This is a genomic window from Roseburia sp. AF25-13LB (assembly GCF_003478915.1).
GTDB classification, from domain to species: domain Bacteria; phylum Bacillota; class Clostridia; order Lachnospirales; family Lachnospiraceae; genus Roseburia_C; species Roseburia_C amylophila.
In genome coordinates, this window is the sequence record NZ_QUFO01000001.1 from 562387 (window position 1) to 584322 (window position 21936).

General features: G+C 41.4%; 18 protein-coding genes. 1 reads left to right on the top strand and 17 read right to left on the bottom strand.

Translation table 11 applies throughout. From position 1 onward, the window contains the following. Window positions 1-18: 18 nt before the first annotated feature. From dnaJ to gpr, 10 genes are all read right to left on the bottom strand, one after another. On the bottom strand, window positions 19-1194 hold the full coding sequence (gene dnaJ, locus DWY37_RS02765; protein WP_117697001.1) for a molecular chaperone DnaJ: 1176 nt from the start codon (window positions 1192-1194) through the stop codon (window positions 19-21). A gap of 77 nt (window positions 1195-1271) precedes the next feature. After that, entirely contained in the window at window positions 1272-3152 is a 1881-nt protein-coding gene (gene dnaK, locus DWY37_RS02770; protein ID WP_117696999.1) for a molecular chaperone DnaK, read from the bottom strand. An 18-nt stretch (window positions 3153-3170) separates the two neighbouring features. Beyond that, window positions 3171-3824 (bottom strand): nucleotide exchange factor GrpE, encoded by a 654-nt coding sequence (grpE, locus tag DWY37_RS02775; RefSeq protein ID WP_022243084.1) that lies wholly within the window; start codon window positions 3822-3824, stop codon window positions 3171-3173. Window positions 3825-3844: 20 nt separating this feature from the next. After that, on the bottom strand, window positions 3845-4888 hold the full coding sequence (hrcA, locus tag DWY37_RS02780) for a heat-inducible transcriptional repressor HrcA (RefSeq protein ID WP_022243085.1): 1044 nt from the start codon (window positions 4886-4888) through the stop codon (window positions 3845-3847). A 206-nt stretch (window positions 4889-5094) separates the two neighbouring features. Next, entirely contained in the window at window positions 5095-6282 is a 1188-nt protein-coding gene (gene hemW, locus DWY37_RS02785) for a radical SAM family heme chaperone HemW (protein ID WP_117696996.1), read from the bottom strand. A gap of 17 nt (window positions 6283-6299) precedes the next feature. After that, window positions 6300-8111 carry a translation elongation factor 4 gene (gene lepA, locus DWY37_RS02790; RefSeq protein ID WP_022243087.1) on the bottom strand — a complete coding sequence of 604 codons (1812 nt, stop codon included), beginning with the start codon at window positions 8109-8111 and terminating at the stop codon, window positions 6300-6302. A gap of 4 nt (window positions 8112-8115) precedes the next feature. After that, window positions 8116-9003: a GDSL-type esterase/lipase family protein gene (locus DWY37_RS02795; protein ID WP_118541521.1), complete on the bottom strand. Its 888-nt coding sequence runs from the start codon at window positions 9001-9003 to the stop codon at window positions 8116-8118. A 12-nt stretch (window positions 9004-9015) separates the two neighbouring features. Then, window positions 9016-10350 carry an MBOAT family O-acyltransferase gene (locus DWY37_RS02800; protein ID WP_117696991.1) on the bottom strand — a complete coding sequence of 445 codons (1335 nt, stop codon included), beginning with the start codon at window positions 10348-10350 and terminating at the stop codon, window positions 9016-9018. 116 nt (window positions 10351-10466) lie between these two features. Further along, entirely contained in the window at window positions 10467-11792 is a 1326-nt protein-coding gene (locus DWY37_RS02805) for a stage II sporulation protein P (protein ID WP_242986050.1), read from the bottom strand. Window positions 11793-11852: 60 nt separating this feature from the next. After that, a complete protein-coding gene (gene gpr, locus DWY37_RS02810; RefSeq protein ID WP_117696988.1) occupies window positions 11853-12800 on the bottom strand; it encodes a GPR endopeptidase in 948 nt (315 codons plus the stop codon). A gap of 192 nt (window positions 12801-12992) precedes the next feature. On the opposite strand from gpr, the gene rpsT reads away from it, so the two are divergent. Then, window positions 12993-13256: a 30S ribosomal protein S20 gene (gene rpsT, locus DWY37_RS02815; protein ID WP_022243092.1), complete on the top strand. Its 264-nt coding sequence runs from the start codon at window positions 12993-12995 to the stop codon at window positions 13254-13256. A gap of 73 nt (window positions 13257-13329) precedes the next feature. Here rpsT and holA read toward each other — a convergent pair whose 3' ends face one another. From holA to DWY37_RS02850, 7 genes are all read right to left on the bottom strand, one after another. Next, on the bottom strand, window positions 13330-14307 hold the full coding sequence (gene holA, locus DWY37_RS02820) for a DNA polymerase III subunit delta (protein WP_117696985.1): 978 nt from the start codon (window positions 14305-14307) through the stop codon (window positions 13330-13332). A gap of 43 nt (window positions 14308-14350) precedes the next feature. Continuing rightward, complete coding sequence (locus DWY37_RS02825) at window positions 14351-16750, bottom strand: DNA internalization-related competence protein ComEC/Rec2 (protein ID WP_256385700.1); 2400 nt, start codon at window positions 16748-16750, stop codon at window positions 14351-14353. Window positions 16751-16953: 203 nt separating this feature from the next. Beyond that, window positions 16954-17916, bottom strand: coding sequence for a GerMN domain-containing protein (locus tag DWY37_RS02830; protein WP_117696980.1), 963 nt, complete (start codon window positions 17914-17916; stop codon window positions 16954-16956). A gap of 10 nt (window positions 17917-17926) precedes the next feature. Next, complete coding sequence (locus DWY37_RS02835; RefSeq protein WP_117696977.1) at window positions 17927-19375, bottom strand: sensor histidine kinase; 1449 nt, start codon at window positions 19373-19375, stop codon at window positions 17927-17929. Window positions 19376-19408: 33 nt separating this feature from the next. Then, on the bottom strand, window positions 19409-20098 hold the full coding sequence (locus DWY37_RS02840; protein ID WP_022243097.1) for a response regulator transcription factor: 690 nt from the start codon (window positions 20096-20098) through the stop codon (window positions 19409-19411). An 8-nt stretch (window positions 20099-20106) separates the two neighbouring features. Further along, complete coding sequence (locus tag DWY37_RS02845) at window positions 20107-20682, bottom strand: helix-hairpin-helix domain-containing protein (protein ID WP_117696976.1); 576 nt, start codon at window positions 20680-20682, stop codon at window positions 20107-20109. A gap of 106 nt (window positions 20683-20788) precedes the next feature. Then, window positions 20789-21934 carry a hypothetical protein gene (locus DWY37_RS02850; RefSeq protein ID WP_118544375.1) on the bottom strand — a complete coding sequence of 382 codons (1146 nt, stop codon included), beginning with the start codon at window positions 21932-21934 and terminating at the stop codon, window positions 20789-20791. Between the last annotated feature and the right edge of the window lie 2 nt (window positions 21935-21936).

The following is a 21936-nucleotide window of genomic DNA, read 5'->3' on the forward strand; positions in this document are numbered from 1 at the left end:
GAAACAGCTTTATCATTTTTATAAATCATCGAAGGACTCTTTAATTTTTCCCATAAATCCCTTTTTCTTTTTCGTGCCTGCCGCACCATTCTGTGTCTTTAATGAATTACCGGTCTCTGCATCAAACTGGCGCAGTGCCTCTTTTGCAGCTTCATTTAATCCGGTCGGGACCTGAACCACAAGTGTAACATACTGGTCACCACGGACTGCCTTGTTACGCAGGGATGGGATTCCTTTTCCTTTCAGACGGATTCTGGTGTCGGTCTGTGTACCAGGTTTTACTTCGTAGACCACATCGCCGTCGATGGTTGTAATTCTTACTTCTCCGCCCAATGCTGCCTGTGCAAAACTGATTGGTGCTGTTGAATATACATCCATGCCCTGTCTCTGAAGGATTGGATGGCGGGATACTACTACTTCTACCAGAAGATCTCCTCTTGGTCCGCCATTTACCCCCGGCTCACCTTTTTCACGGATTCTTACACTCTGACCGTTATCAATTCCGGCAGGAATGCTGACCTTAATCTTCTTCCTGCTGGCAATGTAGCCGGTTCCACGACAGTCCGGACATTTGTCACGAACAATTTTACCGCTTCCGTTACATTCCGGACAGGTCTGTACATTCTGTACCATACCAAATAAGGACTGCTGGGTATATACCACTTTTCCTTTTCCCTGACATTTGCTACAGGTCTCCGGACTGGTTCCCGGCTTCGCTCCTGTACCATGACAGGTCTTACATTCATCCTTTAATACTAAATCAATTTCTTTCTCACAGCCAAATGCTGCCTCTTCAAATGTAATTCTGACACTGGCACGTACATTGGCTCCCTTCATCGGTCCGTTGCTGCTGCTGCGTCTTCCGCCGCCAAAGAAATCTCCGAAAATGTCTCCAAAGCTTCCAAAAATGTCTCCCATATCCATACCTGAGAAATCAAATCCGCCTGCTCCGCCGGCACCTCCATCAAAGGCTGCATGGCCAAACTGGTCATACTGTTTTCTCTTCTCCGGGTCGCTCAGTACTGCATATGCTTCAGATGCTTCCTTGAATTTCTTTTCTGCTTCTTTATCCCCCGGGTTCATATCCGGATGATATTTCTTGGCAAGGACACGATATGCTTTTTTTATTGCTGCGTCATCTGCGTTTTTATCAACGCCTAAGACCTCGTAATAGTCTCTTTTCTGTTCTGCCATAATCTATTCCCTCTTTACCGTTTGTAAGGGTTGACAGTAAAACTGCCAACCCTTTCTACTGCTTTTTATCTGTAGAATTATACTTCTTTGTAATCAGCATCTACCACATCATCATCTGCGGAACCTGCAGCTGCTCCACCGGCTGCACCTGCTCCCATATCAGGGCCTGCACCAGCGGCTCCCTGAGCTGCCTGAGCATTCTCATACATCTTAGCAAATACTTTCTGTGCACTTTCCATCAGTTTCTCTTTTGCTGCTTTCATCTCAGCAACCTGATCCTCTGTCATGTTTTCAGCCTGTGGATTTGCATCTACTAAAGCTTTCAGTGCATTTAAGTCAGCCTCTACTGCAGATTTATCTGCCGCATCAAGGTTATTTCCAACCTGGTCTAATGCCTGCTGTGTCTGGAATACGAAGGAATCTGCATCATTTCTGGTGTCAATTGCTTCTTTTCTCTTCTTGTCCTGTGCTTCAAATTCAGCTGCTTCTTTTACTGCTTTATCGATATCTGCATCAGACATGTTAGATCCGGCAGTAATTGTAATATGCTGTTCTTTTCCGGTTCCTAAGTCTTTTGCAGATACATTTACAATACCGTTTGCATCGATATCGAAAGTAACTTCAATCTGAGGAACTCCACGACGTGCTGGTGGGATACCATCCAGACGGAACTGTCCAAGGGATTTGTTATCTCTCGCGAACTGACGCTCACCCTGCACTACGTTGATATCTACTGCTGTCTGATTATCTGCTGCTGTTGAGAAAATCTGGCTCTTTCTTGTAGGAATTGTTGTATTTCTCTCAATCAGTCTTGTTGCAACTCCACCCATGGTCTCGATAGACAGTGACAATGGAGTAACATCCAGAAGAAGGATATCACCTGCGCCGGCATCTCCTGCTAATTTACCACCCTGGATACAAGCACCAAGTGCTACACACTCATCCGGGTTTAAGGATTTACTTGGCTCTTTGCCTGTTAACTGTCTTACTTTATCCTGAACAGCCGGGATACGTGTAGAACCACCAACCAATAATACCTGGCCTAAGTCTGCATTGGTTACGCCTGCATCCTTCATAGCGTTCTGTACCGGAATTGCTGTTCTTTCTACTAAGTCATGTGTCAACTCATCGAATTTTGCTCTTGTCAAGTTCATATCAAAGTGCTTTGGTCCTTCTGCTGTTGCAGTAATGAATGGCAGGTTGATATTGGTTGTTGTTGCTGAAGACAACTCTTTCTTAGCTTTCTCTGCAGCTTCTTTTAATCTCTGAAGAGCCATCTTATCAGTAGATAAGTCAACGCCTTCTGCTTTCTTGAATTCGTCAATCATCCACTGTGTAATCTTGTTATCGAAATCATCTCCACCTAATCTGGTATCACCATTTGTAGATAATACTTCGATGACTCCGTCACCGATTTCGATGATAGATACATCAAATGTACCACCACCTAAGTCGTATACCATAATTTTCTGTTCTTTTTCGTTGTCCAGTCCATAAGCAAGTGCTGCTGCTGTCGGCTCGTTGATGATACGTTTTACATCAAGTCCTGCAATCTTACCTGCATCCTTGGTTGCCTGACGCTGTGCATCATTGAAGTATGCCGGTACAGTAATAACTGCTTCTGATACTTTTTCTCCTAAATATCCTTCTGCATCAGCTTTTAATTTCTGTAAAATCATTGCAGAAATCTGCTGTGGAGAATACTGTTTGTCATCAATGCTTACTTTGTAATCGGTTCCCATATGTCTCTTAATGGAAGAGATTGTTTTCTCTGCGTTGGTTACTGCCTGACGTTTTGCTGGTTCACCAATCAGACGCTCACCTGTTTTTGTAAATGCTACGATAGATGGTGTTGTTCTTGCACCTTCCTGGTTTGCTATAACGGTAGGTTTTCCACCTTCCATAACTGCCACACAACTGTTTGTTGTTCCTAAATCAATACCAATAATTTTACTCATGTTCTTATCCTCCTATGCTTAATTCGCTACTTTTACCATGCTATGTCTGATTACATTTTCTTTGTACTTGTAACCTTTCTGTAACTCCTCGGCTACTACATTCTCACCGAGTTCTTCATCTTCCACATGCATTACTGCATTATGGAGATTCGGGTCAAACTCCTGACCGGCTGCTTCAATCGGTGTTACACCAACTTCTGTCAGCACTGTCATCATCTGCTTATAAATCTTATCCATACCTTCTACGAAGCCATTGTTTTTGTCTTCTTCCGGTACAGCTGCAAGCCCTCTTTCAAAATTGTCGATAACTGGAAGGATTTTCTCTAAGATTGCACTGGCTCCCATGTCATACATCTGGCTCTTTTCCTTTTCCGTTCTCTTACGGAAGTTTTCAAATTCTGCCATCTGACGTTTCAGCCGGTCGGTTAAATCTTCAATCTGTTCGTCCTTCTTATCTTTCTTGTCTTTCTTTTTAAAGATACCTTTCTTTTTCTCCTCATCTTCTTTCTCTATTTCTTCCGGTTCAGATTCGGTATCTTCCGTTTTTTCTTCTGCCTCAACTTCTTTTTCTTCTGAGGCGGTATTCTGTGCTTCTTCCTGCTTTTTTGCATCCTCTGCTTCTAAGTCTTCTAATACTTCCTCAAGCACTTCTTCTTTCTTTTCTTCTGCCACTTCCTTGCCACCTTTCTATGCTATTCTTTCTTCGGCTTATCAAATATGCCTTCTAGTTGTGATTTCAAATTTTTCAGATTATCCATGACGTTCTCATAATCCATACGCTTCGGTCCGATAATTCCTATCGTTCCCTTCACGCCTTTACCAAGTTCATAGGTAGCTGTTACCACACTGCAGTCCTTCATGGTCTGAATTGGAGATTCATCTCCTATATAAACCTGTATGCCGTTCTCCTCATTGCTGAGGTTATCCGTCACCAGACTTACTAACTGTTTCTTCTCTTCTAACGCATCTAAAAGCTCTCCTGCTTTCTGCGAATCCGATAACTCCGGATATTTTAAGATATTCGTTGCACCGCTGGTATATATCTCCAAATCCTCGTCTTCGCTGATTGCTTCTGCTACTGCATCCAATACATCACTGATGACTTTGGAATGGATACCGGCTTTCTCTTTCAACACTGCTATGGTGCCCAGATTAATCTGATCTAATGACAATCCATTTAAATGTGTATTCAAAAGCATGTTAAGTTTTAACATATGCTCATTATCTATCGGCTCTTCTATCGGAATCATCTTATTTTTCACAAGATTGCCTTCCAATACGACAACTGCCAGAATATGTTCATCATCCACATTGGATAACTGGATGAACTTCAGGCTGTTGTGGTGATACTGCGGTGCTGTTATCATGGTGGTGTAATTCGTGTTGTTCGCCAACAACTTTGCCACCTGCTGCAATACCTGTTCCATCTTCTCCGTATGTTCAATTACGAACTCTTTCATATCGGATACTTCTTTGTCCTTCTCTGCAATCAGATTATCTACATAGAAGCGATATCCCTTATCGGATGGAATTCTTCCTGCCGATGTATGTGGCTGCAAAATATATCCCATCTCTTCCAAGTCCGACATCTCATTCCGGATTGTTGCGGAACTCAAGTTCAAATCCGTATACTTGGAAATGGTTCTTGAACCAACCGGCTCACCCGTTTCCAGATAGTTGCGAATGATTGCATTTAAGATTTTTGTTTTTCTTTCATCTAATTCGTTCTCGTTCATTCACGTTCTCCTGAAAATGAAACTTTTATAGGTATTTGGAAAAGCTTTTTGTACTGCTTTTTCTTTGTTGTTAGCACTCAACTTGAAAGAGTGCTAATTTCTATGTACTTAAGATAGCACCATTCGTTTTTTTTGTCAACAGCATTTTATAATTTTATAATTTCTTTAGATTTGTTCTGATTCAATGCGGTTCAACACCGCACTACTTAATCCAGTAAAAACTGGGCGAGTACATAGTTACTGATGTCCATACCGTGGTCGCTGAGCTTTATTACACCGGCTTTTTTCTCGATTAAGTCCTCTTCCTGAAGCTGGTTTAAGACTTCGCCATATACTGCTTCTATTTCCACGCCGAAAGTCTCTTTGAATTCTGTTCTTGTAACTCCCTTTAACATACGCAGGCCTAAAAACATGAATTCTTCCATCTGGGCATGGCGGCTGATTGCATCTGCACTCTCATGGAGATTCAATGCCGGTACTCCATCTATTTCCTTCGCCGAAATATTACCGCATGCTTTGATATACGCTTCAATCTCTCTTATATTACTGTAGCGTACTTCTCCAATCAAGGAAGCTGCCCCAAGTCCTACCCCAAGATACGGTACCCGCTTCCAGTATCCGATATTATGCCTTGCCTCTTTCCCCTGCTTTGCATAATTGGATACTTCATAATGCTCATAACCTGCCTCTGCAAGAATCTCCTGAGTCTTTTTATAAATTTCATACTCTGTCTCTTCAGATGGCAGATGCTCTGTCGGCTTTCCGGCTTCCCGGAGCACTGCCTCGAATTTGTATTTTTCATAAAATGGTGTTCCCTTTTCGATAATCAGGGAATAGGCTGAAATATGTTCCGGTTTTAATGCTATGACACGCTTTAAGCTGGTGACAAATTTCTCCGTACTCTGATAAGGCAGGGCACTCATCAAATCAACGTTGATATTTTCAAATCCACATCTTCTGGCACATTCATAATTCTCCAAGAACTGCCGGTAAGTATGGATTCTTCCTAATATCTTTAATTCATCATCAAAGGCAGACTGTAACCCTATGCTGAGACGGTTAATGCCTGCTTCTTTATAGGTAAGAAGTTTTTCCTCATTTAAAGTTCCGGGATTACATTCTATGGTAATCTCTGCATCTGCTTCCACCTCAAAGCTTACCTGAATCTGTTTTAAAAGAAGTGCGATATATTCCGGTGCTAAAAGAGACGGTGTTCCGCCCCCTATATATATAGTAGAAAGAGCCGGACGTCCCATTGTCTGTCCGTAATATCTGATTTCATGCAAAAGAGCACCCACGTAGCGGTTTTGTAACCGCTCGTCCGCAGGTGCTGATAAGAAATCACAATATTCACATTTTCTTACACAAAAAGGAATATGCACATAAAGTTCCATCTATGTTCTCCTGTCATCTATTTCTCATCTAACTTCAGTACACTCATAAATGCTTCCTGTGGAATCTCTACATTTCCCACCTGACGCATACGTTTCTTACCTTCCTTCTGTTTCTCTAACAGTTTACGCTTACGGCTGATGTCACCGCCGTAACATTTTGCCAGCACATCTTTTCGCATTGCTTTTACTGTCTCACGGGCAATTACCTTGCTTCCAACGGCTGCCTGAATCGGGATCTCAAATAAATGTCTCGGAATCTCTTCCTTTAACTTCTCACACATCTTTCTTCCACGCTCATAGGCGGTATCCTTAAATACAATAAAGGAAAGAGCATCCACTTCTTCTTTATTAATAAGAATATCCAGCTTCACAAGCTCTGACTGCTCATAACCCTTCATCTCATAATCAAAGGACGCATATCCTTTGGAACGGGATTTCAATGCATCAAAGAAATCATAAATAATTTCATTTAACGGAAGGTCATATTTAATAACTGCACGGGTCTGCTCAATATATTCCATACTCTTATAGATACCACGGCGTTCCTGGCACAAATCCATAATGGCACCTACATATTCGGATGTCACCATAATTTCTGCTGCAACCATCGGCTCTTCCATATATTCGATTTCGGATGGATCCGGAAGATTGGATGGGTTTGTCAATTCTATCATGGTACCATCCGTCTTATGTACCCGATATACAACGCCTGGTGCTGTCGTTACTAAATCAAGATTAAATTCTCTCTCTAACCGCTCCTGAATTACCTCTAAATGAAGCAGTCCTAAGAAACCACAGCGGAAACCAAAGCCCAATGCAATGGAAGTCTCCGGTTCAAACTGTAAGGCGGCATCATTTAACTGTAATTTTTCCAAAGCGTCACGAAGATCCGGATATTTGGCTCCATCTGTTGGATATAATCCACAGTATACCATCGGATTAACTTTCTTATATCCCGGCAATGGTGCATCACAAGGACGCTTTGCTTCTGTTATGGTATCACCCACACGGGTTTCTTTCACATTCTTAAGGCTGGCAGTAATATAACCTACCATTCCGGCTTCTAACTCATCACATGGAATGAACTGTCCGGCTCCGAAATATCCTACTTCTACTACATCTGCTTCTGCTCCGGTTGCCATCATGCGGATGGTTGTCCCCGGTTTTACGGAACCTTCCCGGATTCTGCAGAATACAATAACACCTTTATAAGCATCATACACAGAATCAAAAATCAACGCCTGAAGAGGCGCTTTGGCGTCCCCTTTTGGTGCCGGTAATTTATGCACAATCTGCTCTAATACTTCTTCCACATTCAACCCTGTTTTGGCAGAAATCCGTGGTGCATCCTGTGCCTCAATTCCAATCACATCTTCAATTTCTTCTACTACTTCTTCCGGTCTTGCACTCGGCAGATCAATTTTATTAATGACTGGAATCACTTCCAGATCATGGTCTAATGCCAGATATACATTGGCAAGGGTCTGTGCCTCAATCCCCTGTGCCGCATCTACTACCAGCACAGCACCGTCACAGGCAGCAAGACTTCTTGATACTTCATAGGTAAAGTCCACATGTCCCGGTGTATCAATCAAATTAAAAATATATTCTTCTCCATCTTTGGCATGATATATAATACGGACTGCCTGGGACTTAATGGTAATTCCACGTTCCCGCTCCAAATCCATATTATCTAAAACCTGCGCCTGCATTTCGCGGCTGGTCAGAAGCCCTGTCATTTCGATAATACGGTCTGCAAGGGTTGATTTACCGTGGTCAATATGGGCAATGATACAAAAATTACGAATCTTACTCTGGTCGATTGACATATATTTACTCCTTCTTTATTCCATGTTTCAAAAGGAAATCCGTCCACAGGGAATAATATTTTCCCAGCAGGTGAATCTCATCATAAGTATATTCCGGATTCAGATTTCCTGTTTCGTCAGTCACTACTTCATTTACATCAATATAAAATATATCGTGATTATTTGCAAGCATTGCAATTCTGTCATTCCGTTCTTTGATTGCCGGATTGTTAAAAATCGGGTCGGTCTCTGACTTTTCCTGTTTTACATACATAATGCCCTGTAAGAAAATCAGTGCATCCGGCTGTAATTCCCGGATATGATTGACAGCTTCTTCATATGCTTTCATAAAGCTGTCTACTGTACCGGTTCCCATTTCGTTGATTCCAATCATCAGATAGACTTTACCAAACTGATGCTCGCTTAATGCTTCTTCAACGGTAATCTTCGCGCCGTTTTCCTCGACAATCGGCGTATCAAACATATCATAGACCGTAAGTCCGATACTGGCATAATAAGTTGCATTATCCCAGCCGCCATAGTCTCTTAAGCCAACGGTTCTGGAATCTCCGATAAATACTGCATCATCAAAATAATCCTGGGTTACATCGGTAAAAGTATAAGTCTTATCCACTTCTGCCTCCGTATCTGCAACTGCTTCTGTTGCTTCTTCCGTTGCCAGCCCCTCTTTGTCAGCATATACGCTTTCCAAATCCTCCTCCGGTTCTGCCTTATCCCATGGCAGAATGCCCTCTTTGGATGCCTGCATCATGCCAGCCACCGCCGGAACCTTCGGCCAGTCCTTATTATATTCTTTATATGCGCCCTTTGTTCCGGCTAATGCAACACCGCTTACCAGCAGCATACTGATTACCGTAACAATAAGAAGCGGACATTTCTTCCATTTCTTCATGACAGCCTCCCATTAAAAACTAAAATACATAAACGGATTGTTCAGTCCATTTGCAATCTGATAAATACAAATCCATAATACAACAAACAAAATTGCTTTCATCCACCACTTCTTCCAGCATTTTTTTAATATCTTATCCATAAAAGGAAGTGATACCACAAATGCCAATAGGAAAAACACTCCATAGGTTCTGCCGTATTTCAGATAATCGCCTGCATTGACTGCGATTCCGGTTCCAAAGAACGGGAACAGTCTTGCAAAATATACTTTCAAATCAGATAACTTCGTAATTGCAAACACGACCCAGGTCAGAGGGATTACAAACCAGATGTAAAGGTGTGCCAGCCATCCATGTTTCTCTAAAAAATTTCTGATTACAAATCGTTCCAACGCAATAAATACAAATAAAATCAAGCCCCATAATGGAAAATTAATGGTAGAACCATGCCACATTCCGGTTACAACCCAGACAATCAGCAGATTGAAAAATGTCCACGCATTTCCCTTCCGGTTGCCTCCCAAGGGAATATATAAATAATCACGGAACCATCTTCCCAGTGTAATGTGCCACCGGCGGTAAAACTCAGACACTGTCCTGGAACGATACGGATGGTCAAAGTTCTTCGGCAAATCAAATCCAAGCATCTCTCCGATTCCGATTGCCATCAGGGAATATCCCTGGAAATCAAAGAATAACTGTGCAGAATAACCGAATGCTCCCATCCACGCTAACGGTGTGGAAATACTCTCAAAGCCAATGCCCTGAATATCACGCCAGAGAATTGCCAGATGATTTGCAATAATTACTTTATATCCCAATCCTATGATAAAAAGAGTCAGACCATGTTCGATTTTCTCCAGACGGATTGGATGTTTCTTTAACTGCCCTGCCATATTGGCAAACTGGGCAATCGGTCCGGATATCAGCTTTGGGAACAAAAGGATATAAGTTCCATACTCCAGATAATCCCTCAACGCTGCTGTTTTCTTCTTATAGACATCCAGCACATAGGAAAGCATGGTAAAAGTATAAAAGCTGATTCCAAGCGGAAGCGACAATCTTGTATATTTAAATATACACAATAATCCGATATTATAGCAAAGCAAAATCACAAGCATGGTATTTCTGCTGCTCTTCCTACTTATATGATCCATCAGTAATACCAGAATGTAGTTCAGACTCATGGAAAACAATAAAAGAAGTGCATCCTTCCAGTTTCCCATGGCATAGAATACCAGACTGCCAAAGAAAAGTACCGGATTTTTATACTTTACCGGTACCAGATAATATATAATAAGAAAAATCGGCAAAAACCGAAATAAAAATTCTAAGCTTGAAAATTCCATGATAACTCCATATCTTTCGTTTTATTTTACGCATCTCTTTTATTATATAAGAAATGCAAGTGATTTCAATGTGTTTTTCCGAAAAAGTTATTACATTTTCATTACGAAATGTTTTTCTAATTTTCTCCATGCAGCACTCTGTTCAAAAGGTCTGCCAGTGGAACCATGGCATTGCGTGCCTCCTCCTGCGTGTTAGTATAGGAACCCATTTCGATCAAAAGATATTTCTCTTTAAAATGCATATTATACCGGTATCCTTTTAAATAAATCGGGCGGGTAAGATTCGGATAATACTCCGCCGCTGCAATCTGCATCTGCAGGGAAAAAGCAAGATTCCCGGTAAGGTTTGGATTATTGAGATAAGAAATATCTCCTAACGCCTTTGTCCGGCTCAGTCCGTTAAAGAACATAATCGGTGCCATCTGCACCCCGTTTACCTCCCGCACCATATGCTTATCCACTGCATCACGATGTAAATCTATTACCACTTCTATGCTCGGATTCTCTGCTAACAGCTGCTCAATGGGCCCCTCCGCATTGGCATAGGCGTGATCTCTGTCTCCCACATCATACTGTCCCATATGATGCATGACCTGAAATCCATATTTTTCCTGTAACAGGCTGGTAAGATATTCCCCTGTTCCCATAACGCCCGTCATTACATCATTTGGGTCGGAATCTGCAAACATTTCCTGGGAATGGGTATGGTAAATCAGAATCTGCGGCTGGTCTGCCGGCGTTTTTATGGTTAAATCCATATTTAACAATTCTTCTGCATTTAACTGACTGCTATTGATGGTTGTTGTATTGTCCACCTGATAAAAATTCTGAATCAGATAATCAAAATCATTTAATTTTTCTCTTGGAATCTCCACCAACGGCTGAGAGCTGACTGCTGTATTATCCGGGGCTGCCGGCTGCTCTGCCGCTTCTGCTGCCGCTTCTGCTGCCGCATCTGCTCCTGCCTGCGCATTTTCCTGCTCCATTTCTGCCACTATGCAGTCCTGATTCTCTCTGCTGGCTGCCTCCGCCATCTGCTTAGCCTCTACTTCCGCTTCATCCTTTCCTTCCAGTGCAACAATCTCTTCTTCTGAAAGGCTGCTCTCAATTGTCGTATCATAAGTCCTTATGGTATCTGCATATCCGATAAGTGGTATCTGGTCTGTCACTTTTTCCAGCAAAAAATCACTCAGTGTCTGTTCCTGCCTGCCCTCTGCCATATAGGCAACAGTCGGAATATACTGTCTGGTCATGGACATGGATATCTCATTTTGTATATAAGAAAAAAAACGTTTTGCCAGTGTTTCCCTTCCGGTTCCCGCTTTCACCATAAGAAAAAATGCATACAACAGAAAAAGTGCAATAGCAGACTGCCTGTACCATTTTTTTCGTTTCCTGACCAGTTCCGTTTTTCCCTGATATCTTTGCCCATAGACTCTCATGCTGCCAGCACCTCCTGTTCTGCCATAGCAAACACTATATTCTATGCAGCTTCTGTCCCTTTAGAACCGGGAGAATGCCAGATTCAGTCCCTCTGATATGGTATAGCTCAGCCTTTTTACCGCTTCATCAATATCTTTTGGGGTTACAAACATTGCATTCAAATGTGGAGATAAAAGTTCTCTTGCCAGCTCATGCTTTTCAATTTCATCCAGACCTGCCAGCCCATTTCCCACGCTTTTTAGCTGCGCTGACTCCCGCATGGCTCCGATTAAGTCACTCATGGTATCCGAAACTATCGTTGCGGCATCTACTACGGTAGGAATTCCTATGGCAATTACCGGAATTCCCATGCTTTCTTTATTAATGGCGTGCCTGTGATTGCCCACACCGGAACCGGGATTGATTCCGGTATCCGTAATCTGGATGGTACGGTTCAGACGCTTCACGCTGCGGGCCGCCAGTGCATCCACCACCATTACAATATCCGGTTTCGTCTCTTCAATGACTCCCCGGACAATCTCTCCTGATTCCATGCCGGTCTGTGCCATTACGCCCGGCACAATTCCGCTTATCTGGCTCGTCGCCTTATTTCCAAAGGCATATTGTCCATATTCCTTGATAATGTGCCTGGTAATCATCATATTATCTACTACATAAGGTCCTAATGCATCCGGTGTCACTTCCCGGTTGCCAAGACCCACTACCAATATCTTGAGTTCTTCTTTTTTCCCCGGCAGCATGGTTTCAATCACTTTTGCCAGCTGCCCGGACACTTCTCTGTGATAATCCTCATCTTCTTCCATCATGTCCGAAGCCTCAATGGTAATATATGTTCCCTTCGGTTTTTTCATTGCCTTTGCTCCGTTTTCTGTGTCAATAAATACCCTTGTAATCATGATTTCCGGTGAAATTCTTTCCTCATCCACCCGTACTCCCTTTACTTCAATATGATCTTCATCAAATTTTTCTCTCGTCTCTAATGCGAGGTCTGTTCTTACCTGAAACATAGCTTCACTTCCTGTAAATAATTTTTCCAAATAAATTTTCTTTATTATTTTTTACATTTTTTCTCCAAATATGTATTGACAGATGTAAATATGTGGGATAAACTATCATAGTATGTTTACATTAGAACGTCCGTGTCCGGCTTTAATGAAACAACCAAAAACAATAAAACAATCATATTGGAGGTGTACAGGTTGGCTAACATTAAATCTGCTAAGAAAAGAATTCTTGTAAATCAGACCAAAGCTGATAGAAACAAGGCTATTAGATCAAAAGTTAAAACATCTATTAAGAAAGTAGACGCTGCAATCGCTGCAAACGATAAAGAGGCTGCTGCTGCTGCATTAGTTGCTGCAACATCTGAAATCAACAAAGCTGCTACTAAGGGTGTTTATCACAAGAACACTTCTTCCAGAAAGATTTCACGCTTAAACAAAGCTGTGAACAAAATGGCATAATTGCCGGAAGAGCATAGATTATAAACGATTATAAAAAAGAACGTTTCGTACCGTCATTCGAAACGTTCTTTTTTTATGCACTGTATTTTACAATCAGAAGTTCTACGGCTAACTGGTCTGCCATTCTTCCCGTCTTGACATCCTCTTCTGCCTGTCCGCAGTCTTCAATTGCATCCTTTAACTGATTTATTTTAAAAGCTCCTGCCTGCCGAAGATTCTTCTGCACTGCAAAGCTTGGCATCCCTGCAGTCTTTGCAATACTGACAGCAGGATATCCTTTTGCTGACATGCTTTTTATCAAAAGCAGATTCTGGAACTGTCTTGCAATCAGGAATAAAATCCGCATGGGTGCTTCCTTTAATGCCAGTAAATCGTAATATAAGTCCAAAGCCTTCTTCTGATTCTTAGCAGAGATGGCATCAATCATTTCAAAGATTTTATTTTCCGTCTGTCCGGTACAGATTGCCTCTACATCTGCCGCAGAAATCTCTGTCTTATCCAATGTATAACAGATAAGCTTTTCTAATTCCTTATCAATATTTTCCATATCGGAACCGGTCTTTGACAGGAAAAGCTGCATCACGGACTGGGTAATTTTCTTCCCTTCCCGCTGGATTCTGCCCAGTATCCAGCGAATCAGCATATCTTCCTTCGGGGTCTCAAATTCTACGGCACTTCCAGCCCTGGATGCCGCTTTAAATAATTTGGAACGCTTATCCACTTCTTCTTCCACAAAAACAAAGCAGGTGGATTCCGGCACCTGGCTCATATATTCTGCCAGGTCATCACAGCTGTTTTTAAAGAAGCCACTGTTTTCCACCAGAATCATACGCTTTTCTTTAAAGAATGGCAGTGTCTCCGATAAATCAATCAGTTCCTTTGGATTAATATCCTTTCCCTCATATGCCGAAAAATTCATCGTATCATCCGGCTCTACCAGTGCATGTTTTAGCTTATCACGATACTGCCGTTTCAGATAGTCTTCCGTTCCATATAAAAGATATACGTTTTTTAATTGTCCCATTTTAATGTCATTATCTATTGTTTTCATAAAGGATATTATACTATATTTTTACTTCTTTATCAAAGCATACTTACCGAAAGCTTTGAATTGTGATCTTTCCCTTTTCCTCTTCCAGTGAAATCTGACCGCCTTCCATCGTATCAAAAATTTCTGCCGAAGCTTCTTTTAATCGATTTATAGTCTCCTGATGAGGGTGTCCATATCGGTTGTTTTCCCCACAGGAAATCAATGCCAGTTCCGGCGAAAGTGCTTTTAAAAATTTTTCTGTCGAGGAATACTTTGAGCCATGATGTCCTACTTTAAGAAAATCTACTTTCCACAACCGCTGCTTTTCTAAGAGCCAATTTTCTTCTGCTTCTCCGGCATCTCCGGTAAATATCCCGGAAATATATTTCGTCTGATAGAGCAATATCATGGATTTTCCATTCTCATCCTCTGCCTGATACTCTCCGTCCGGAAGGAGGCAGCTTATGGTATCCTCGCCACTTCTTATGCAATCTCCTTCTTTCATATATAAGATTGGAATGTTTCTCTGCTCTGCCAGTGCACATATGCTCTGATAATTCTTTACATCCGGCTGTTTTCCAGGCAATATAATATTTTCAACAGAATACTCCGTCTCAAGAACTTCTAACAATCCGTTCACATGGTCTTCGTCATAATGGCTTATAAACCAATAATCTATCTTCGTGATTCCATTGCTTTTTAGAAATGGCAAAATCCGATACGTTCCCACCTTAGACACATCAGTGCTTCCGCCATCCAAAAAAAGATTGGTATCTTCCCCCAGTCGTACATAGATGCCATCTCCCTGCCCCACATCAAGAACTGCCATAAGATGATTACTCTTTACCGGACGAAGAACCAGAAGTAACACCACGCTTCCAATCAAAACAATCGTAAACTTTCTAAGGAGTATATTTGTATTTGTATTTCTATTCCCATCTCTGTTTCCGCTTTTCTTTGTCCGTTTTTTTATCAGCAAGCAGGCGGCTGCAAGCATCAGATAATAGAATATGATGCGCTGTATCGGCCACTGTCCTACTATCTTCGTAGCTCCCGGGAGCCGGCTGCACCAGCTGACTCCAACATAAATTCCGTCCAGCAATAATTCCAACATCATGATTACCGGTCCCGCAAACAGTCTTCCTACAACAATTTTTCCCATACACATGAGCAATGTTACAGCTATCCCGTTTATTAAAACTACACTCAACAAAGAAACTATCAACAGATTCAGAAGCAAAGCATAGACCGGCACTTCATAATAATAGTATGCCACCAGTGGAAGTGTTGTAAGTTGAACGGAAAGCGAAACTAAAAAGTTCTGCCGGATTTGCCGTTTCCATATTTCCCGTATTTTATTTGCCGCCTTATCGCCTGTTTTCCGTTCCTGTGTTTGCTGTTTTTGCTCCCTTGGAAACAACTGTCCAATACATTTTGCCACTACTACCACACCAAGAATTGCAGCTACCGAAAACTGGAGTCCTGCATTTTCAACCAGATACGGGTTTTTCCATAAAAGCACCAGCACTGCCACAGAAAGAGCGGTTCTGCTATCATAGCTTCGCCCGGACAGCTTTGCTGCCATAAGAAGTGCAAACATAATCCATGCCCGGATAGCAGATATTCCCATCCCGGTCATTTTCACATAACAGAACAAAAATACAACCGCTGCCGTACAGGCACAAAGAGAATTTCCTTTTTTTCTAAGAAGTCCATAACAGAACAGTCCAATGCAGGAAATATGCATTCCACTGATTACCAGCACATGGCTGGCTCCTGCCTGTTGAAAGACTGTTGAAACTTCCTTTTCCAAAAGTTCTTTATCTCCTAAAAGCATTGTTCCAAGAATCCCAGCATTTCTTTTCGATAAATTATTTATATAATCTTTTTTTAATTTTTCTTTTATTATAAATAATTTCTCTGCCAGTACATCTTCTCTTCCATATTCGCCACAAATCCTTTCGGCATCAAAATGATAATCCATATTCAGACTGTGATAATATTGAAATTCATCATAATTACCATCATTGGCAGCGCGATTCAGTTGTCGGATATTTCCTTCTAATACAATGGTTGTTCCAATACGACACGATTGGTCAGATGGTTCCTGCTTCAGTCGAACCAGGACAGAATTGGTTTTATAGGTTTTATCTCCAATCCGTAAGAAAACATGATTAAGATATAATCTTGTCTGATTGTTTTTTCGTTCTTTTTTCTCTATCTTCCCCTGTAAAATTGTCTTTTCATTTTCCGTCTGCCAGCCTCTGGAAGCATCTGTTTCTACAGAAAGGCTGGTCTCCTGCTCTTTTAAAATCGTCTCAATGGTATAGCTTTGCTGCTGCATATACCAGATTCTTGCAATTCCCAGCAGAAAAAATCCTATTCCAAGTACTGCTGTAAACCGGTATACCCTCCGTTTTCTTTGCCGCAGGGCATACAGCAGATACATCTGACACCCTGCCACAAAACTGATAATGATAACTTTTATGACCGTCGGAACAGACAGGCAGACAATAATACCACACAGGAACAATATCGTTCCATAGCATAAGGGGCGTTTTATAATTTCGATATAACCCCTCCTAAATATTTTTCTAAGATGTTTCTTCTTAATATGTTGCTTATAAGATATGTTACATATAAGATACTTCTTCTTAAGACCTTCTACTAAGGTGTCTCTTCTGTTTGTGCTTCTGTAGATACCGTCTCGTTCTCATCTGCACTTACCACATAGTCAAGGTTCCGTTCATAAAGCTGGTCTAATGCAAAACTATCCCGGTAAACACCGCTGGTCTTTCCATTTACAGAAATCTGCACCTTACTAATGGTTGAAATCTCCGATAAAGAGTCTACAATAGAATAAATGACAATTGGCTCCTGTATTTCATAATTCTGATTCAGGAACGCCTCATCTAATGTAACATAGCAGATTCCATTGGTTGTCGTAACATTGACAAGATTTGTTCCTTCCGGAAGTGGTGCTTTCAAATTCTTATCATCCGGTCCCTTTAAAAGATTCTCCATAATCAGTTTTTCCAAGGAAATGTTACTGCTATACTGTACTTCTTTTTCGCATTCTACCAGTCCGTTTCCATCAGCATTTGCATAATATAAATGTAATGTTGTTGTCTGAATGGAATTAATCTGTTTTCCCGGATTCTCAACAAAGCTTTCTTCTGTCATCAGTCCGATTACATTATCCCGGCTGTCTGCCAACGGTGCATCTCCCACATAAAAAGATACATATTTTACATCCGGAAGCTGTACCAGTGTCTTTACCACTGCTGCCCGGCACAACACCTCATCCGTAGACTGCATTTTGGAATAATTATCATTAAAGTAAAGAAACAGCTGATTGCTTTCCAGTGACCAGTCTGTAATTGTAACATCACCAGGAACCGGTTTCTGATACTCCACGCTATCCGTATTGGTGCACAACGCATCTAAAAGAGTGGATATCATGTCCTCTGTCTTGCCCTCTTTTAAATCATATGGCTGCTCTACCACTTTTGTTTTTTCTTTATTCAGATAATAAATATAATACGCCGGGTCATCTGTCTCCTGTCTGCCACACCCTGTGAACAGCGATACCAGAAGGATAAAACTCAGCCATCCTGCAATTTTCTTCATGCCAGACCTCCTAGGCAATGTAATTCAGCGGAATCCGCACAGTAAAGAGCGTTCCCTCACCCTCTGTACTAAATACCTTAATTGCACCACGGTGCATTAATATTGCATTTCTTGTAATGGCAAGTCCAAGTCCGGTTCCACCTATTTCTCTGGAATGGGACTTGTCTACGCGATAGAATCTTTCATAAATATGCTCTAAGGAATCCTCCGGAATACCGATGCCGGAATCCTCTACCTTAAGATAGAAATACTGATAATCTGCATTCAGGGACACATGTACCCAACCGTCTTCCTTATTGTATTTGATTGCATTTTCCACCAGATTGGTAATGGCAAGCGTCAGCTTTACCTCATCAATTTCTGCTGTAACAGGCCGGAAACTTTCCAACACCAGATCTACATGCTGTTTTTCCGCAATCGGTTTTAATCTCTTTAAAATTAAATCCAGCATCTCATTGATGTTAACTGACGTGATATTCAAATCTGATGCAGACTTGTCCATCTTAACCAGCGAGAGCAAATCATTAATAATTTTATTTTCACGTTCAATTTCATTTCCAATGTCTAACATAAATTCACGATACAGTTCTACCGGAACATCTTCCTGTCCATTCAGTGAGTCTGCCAGTACCTTCATAGAAGTAAGCGGTGTTTTCAGCTCATGGGACACATTGGACACAAATTCCTGTCTGGAGTCATCCAGCATCTTCATTCTGCTATAAAGTTTATTAAATTTTTCCGAAATCTGAACTGTTTCAGAATAATCCTTAATCATCAGCTCCCCATCACTGGTTCCATATCCATTCTGAATCTCAGCAATAGAGGATGCCATATTCTTCAACGGGTTTGTCAGACGAACGGATAAAAATACGCTGACTGCAAACAGAAAAACTGCCCCGAAAATCTGAAGCACTAATGCAGCATTTCTCATATATTCCAGATTGGCAAGAATACTATCTGTCGAAACACTGATAAGAAGCACTCCGATAATACTCTTCTCCCCTGACTCTACGTTATCTGTAGTCAGCGGAATAGTCATTTCCACATAATGATTATCCACATCATAATTCATAGAATCCTCACCGCGGAATGACTTTATGACTTCTTCTGAAATAATTGTTTTATCGGTATCCAGATCATAAGTATCTTTTATAATATGAAAAGAAGAATCTATCACAAGAATTCTTCCATCATAAACACGTGACATCTGCTGCAGCTGTGAAGTGATGCTTTCCGACTCCGCTCCATTGATATAATCTGTGGAGACCATCTGGTTTGCAAGAATCTTTGCCTGACCAATTACATCTACACTCCGGTTAGAAACCGCATGTTTCTCATACGCAGTTAAAATTCCGGTCCGGATTAAAATTCCGGTCAAAATACCAATCAGCATAAAAAGACAAATCAGCCGGAATTTCATGCTTTTCAAAAAATTGCGAATACCTTTTTTTCTATTCATAAGTCTGTACCTTCATCCTCTGCTATATCGCTGTTATTTCTGATAGAAATAACCTACACCCCATTTCGTATGCACATATTTTGGCTCACTCGGATTCGGTTCAATCTTCTCACGCAGTCTACGCACATGAACATCCACCGTTCTGACATCGCCCGGATATTCATAACCCCATACCAGATTCAGCAGATTCTCACGGCTGTATACCTTATTCGGATTCATAACAAGAAGCTCTAACAAGTCAAATTCCTTGGCTGTCAGATTAATCTCTCTTCCCTGGACAAACAGTCTGCGGCTCTCACAGTCTAATTTTAAATCGCCGCTCTCTATCACTTTGGAATTTTCTTCCTTCGGTTCACTGGCAGCAGTTCTTCGCATAATTGCTTTGATTCTGGCTTTCACCTCAAGAATATTAAACGGCTTGGTAATATAATCATCTGCACCATATTCCAGTCCTAAGATTTTATCCATATCATCGCCTTTTGCTGTCAGCATGACAATTGGCATATTAGAAAACTCCCGGATTGCCTGACACACTTCAAATCCATCCATCTTCGGAAGCATGATATCCAGTAAAATCATATCAAACTTATTCTCCTGTGCCAGATGCAGTGCCTCTTCACCATCATACGCACAGGTTACTTCCATTCCATCCTGTTCCAATGAAAAACGGATTCCTTTCACTATTAATTTTTCGTCGTCCACAACCAGAACTTTTTTTGCCATTTTACACCTCAGTTAACCCTTATATTATCTTTTATTTTTTCAAAAACGCCATTTTTAATTCCGGGAATATTCATTAAATCTTCAATAGTCTGAAATGCGCCATTTTTTTCCCGGTAAGAAATAATTGTCTCAGCTTTTGATTCTCCAATTCCGGAAAGTGTCATAAGCTGTTCCTTTGATGCAGTATTCAGATTGATTCTGCCATCCTCCGGCTCTGCTGCCGAATCAGCACTCCCTGTCTGCTGCAAAAGGTAAGTTTCCTGATCCGGCACCTTTATCATCTGTCCGTCAACAACCGGTTCTGCCTGATTGAGTGCCTCTTTTGCTGCAGCCTCGTTAAAACCTCCTGCCAGCTCCAATACATCGCAGATTCTGGCTCCATCTTCCACTTCATATACTCCCGGGTGCACTACCTCACCACAGACATATACATAACAAGAAGCCGGCGGGCATAAGACAGCTTCTGTAACCTCTTCACTCTCCATTTGCGTATCCGGCTCAAAATATACGGTATCTTCTTTTCCACATGCCGTATATATAATCCCACAATATAAAGCCAGAGCTAATAACCCGACTTTTTTCATCTGTATCACTCCCTTACATAAATTCTGTTATGCAAGAAAGTCCCCTAATGCTTACTGTTTTCTATTTTAACGAAAATTTGCCCTTTATACAAGTAGTATTTTCAAATTATTCCTGTGGCAGGCTTCCACCATTCCACAATGCCTTCATCTGCCTTGTAAATTCTGACCAGAACTCACCTGCATTTGCAGCATCCGGTACCAGCTGGCTGTTCTGATACTGCATAAAAGCTGCCTGTTCTGTTTCATCCCGGCTGGCACCTTCATCTGTAGAAATATGACCAGTCATTGCATGCAGGGTATCCACTTCTTCTTTTTCTATAAAAGCAGCAAAATCAGACGCCATATCTTTTTCCCCCGAAAATTCATTTACCAAAAGGATCCCCGTTCTGGCAACCCCCTGCATCGGTGTGGTATCGTCTAACATCGGCAGCCCGCAAACGCCATAATTTTCTGCTGTCATCTTATTTAAATCATCAGAATCAATGATTGCACACAAAGATGCTCCCTGATTAAAATTCTCCACCACCTGATTTCTGTCAATTTCATCCGTATCAATCCCCACAGTTTCTGAAAGGTTTTTAAAGAAAGTTAATTCATCATTATATTTTTCTCCATATGTCGTCAAAAGGGTATAGTCCGTCTCATTCCATTCCACTTCAGTCCCCACAAATGGATAATCATAAAATCCATCTGCCACATTCCATTCCAGCAGATTTCCTACACCTTCTCCTAAAAGGTTATTCTGTCCATAGTCTAAAATTTCCGAAATACTCTCCGGTGCTTCCAGGAAATTCTCTTTCTGATATACCATCACCAGTGTATCAAAAAACAATGGGTATTCTTCTTCCGTTGCAACACCATATAAATACGCCTTGTCTTTTGCATCATTCCAGGCAAGATACAAATCCGGATAGTCTTCTTCCGTCATCGTTGCATCATAAATCTGTTCAAGATAAGATTCCTCATCTACATAACGGATTCCCACTGCGATACCGGTTTTGGCATAATAATCCACTGCACACTGTTCAAAATAATTCCTGCAGTCTGCATCGCTGTACCAAAAGGATAGCTCCTTTTGCGCTGCTTCATATGCTTCTTTTGTTTCCTGCTCAGATGTTATCTGCTCTTTTCTGTCTGTTTTTAACTCTGTTTTCCCGGTTTCTTTGCTGCTGTAAAAAGCAGCCGCTGACAGCAGGATAACTCCCACTGCCAGCGTTGTTGTTTCTATGATTTCCTTTGTTTTCTTTTTCATAT

Bases quoted from the DNA above. Each gene is read 5' to 3' on its own strand.
- dnaJ (WP_117697001.1), bottom strand. From the start codon at position 1,194: ATGGCAGAACAGAAAAGAGACTATTACGAGGTCTTAGGCGTTGATAAA.
- dnaK (WP_117696999.1), bottom strand. From the start codon at position 3,152: ATGAGTAAAATTATTGGTATTGATTTAGGAACAACAAACAGTTGTGTG.
- hrcA (WP_022243085.1), bottom strand. From the start codon at position 4,888: ATGAACGAGAACGAATTAGATGAAAGAAAAACAAAAATCTTAAATGCA.
- hemW (WP_117696996.1), bottom strand. From the start codon at position 6,282: ATGGAACTTTATGTGCATATTCCTTTTTGTGTAAGAAAATGTGAATAT.
- lepA (WP_022243087.1), bottom strand. From the start codon at position 8,111: ATGTCAATCGACCAGAGTAAGATTCGTAATTTTTGTATCATTGCCCAT.
- DWY37_RS02795 (WP_118541521.1), bottom strand. From the start codon at position 9,003: ATGAAGAAATGGAAGAAATGTCCGCTTCTTATTGTTACGGTAATCAGT.
- DWY37_RS02800 (WP_117696991.1), bottom strand. From the start codon at position 10,350: ATGGAATTTTCAAGCTTAGAATTTTTATTTCGGTTTTTGCCGATTTTT.
- DWY37_RS02805 (WP_242986050.1), bottom strand. From the start codon at position 11,792: ATGAGAGTCTATGGGCAAAGATATCAGGGAAAAACGGAACTGGTCAGG.
- gpr (WP_117696988.1), bottom strand. From the start codon at position 12,800: ATGTTTCAGGTAAGAACAGACCTCGCATTAGAGACGAGAGAAAAATTT.
- holA (WP_117696985.1), bottom strand. From the start codon at position 14,307: ATGAAAACAATAGATAATGACATTAAAATGGGACAATTAAAAAACGTA.
- DWY37_RS02830 (WP_117696980.1), bottom strand. From the start codon at position 17,916: ATGAAGAAAATTGCAGGATGGCTGAGTTTTATCCTTCTGGTATCGCTG.
- DWY37_RS02835 (WP_117696977.1), bottom strand. From the start codon at position 19,375: ATGAATAGAAAAAAAGGTATTCGCAATTTTTTGAAAAGCATGAAATTC.
- DWY37_RS02840 (WP_022243097.1), bottom strand. From the start codon at position 20,098: ATGGCAAAAAAAGTTCTGGTTGTGGACGACGAAAAATTAATAGTGAAA.
- DWY37_RS02845 (WP_117696976.1), bottom strand. From the start codon at position 20,682: ATGAAAAAAGTCGGGTTATTAGCTCTGGCTTTATATTGTGGGATTATA.
- DWY37_RS02850 (WP_118544375.1), bottom strand. From the start codon at position 21,934: ATGAAAAAGAAAACAAAGGAAATCATAGAAACAACAACGCTGGCAGTG.